The organism is Paenibacillus sp. 1SOY10, assembly GCF_056836745.1.
Window position 1 is genome coordinate 1 of sequence record NZ_JBXENK010000022.1, and the last position, 850, is coordinate 850.

Annotated in this window: 1 rRNA gene; it reads left to right on the forward strand. The window is 53.2% G+C overall.

Features of this window, described 5'->3' with window-relative positions:
* Positions 1-850: ribosomal RNA gene (locus tag AC1VOR_RS22960) — 23S ribosomal RNA — on the forward strand; the annotation flags it as partial.

Sequence of the window (850 nt, forward strand, 5' to 3'; positions counted from 1 at the left end):
TAGTTTGTAGGCGTAGACCCGAAACCGTGTGATCTACCCCTGTCCAGGGTGAAGGTGCGGTAACACGCACTGGAGGCCCGAACCCACGTATGTTGAAAAATGCGGGGATGAGGTGGGGGTAGCGGAGAAATTCCAATCGAACTCGGAGATAGCTGGTTCTCCCCGAAATAGCTTTAGGGCTAGCCTCGGTGGAATAGTCGTGGAGGTAGAGCACTGATTGGGTGCGGGGCCCGCCAAGGGTTACCAAGCTCAGTCAAACTCCGAATGCCATAGACTAGTAGCCGGGAGTCAGACAGTGAGTGCTAAGATCCATTGTCAAAAGGGAAACAGCCCAGACCATCAGCTAAGGTCCCCAAGTGTGTGTTAAGTGGGAAAGGATGTGGAGTTGCACAGACAACCAGGATGTTGGCTTAGAAGCAGCCATCATTGAAAGAGTGCGTAATAGCTCACTGGTCGAGTGACTCTGCGCCGAAAATGTAACGGGGCTAAACACACCACCGAAGCTATGGCTAGATGCTTTGCATCTGGGGTAGGGGAGCGTTGTATGTAGGTTGAAGGTGTACCGTAAGGAGCGCTGGACAGCATACAAGTGAGAATGCCGGTATGAGTAACGAAAAGATCAGTGAGAATCTGATCCGCCGAAAGCCCAAGGTTTCCTGAGGAAGGCTCGTCCGCTCAGGGTAAGTCGGGACCTAAGGCGAGGCCGAAAGGCGTAGTCGAAGGACAACAGGTGGAAATTCCTGTACCACCGTAATCCGTTATGAGTGATGGGGTGACGCAGTAGGGTAGTGACGCAGGCTGATGGATGCCTGTCCAAGCAGTGAGGCTGGTGTGTAGGCAAATCCGCACA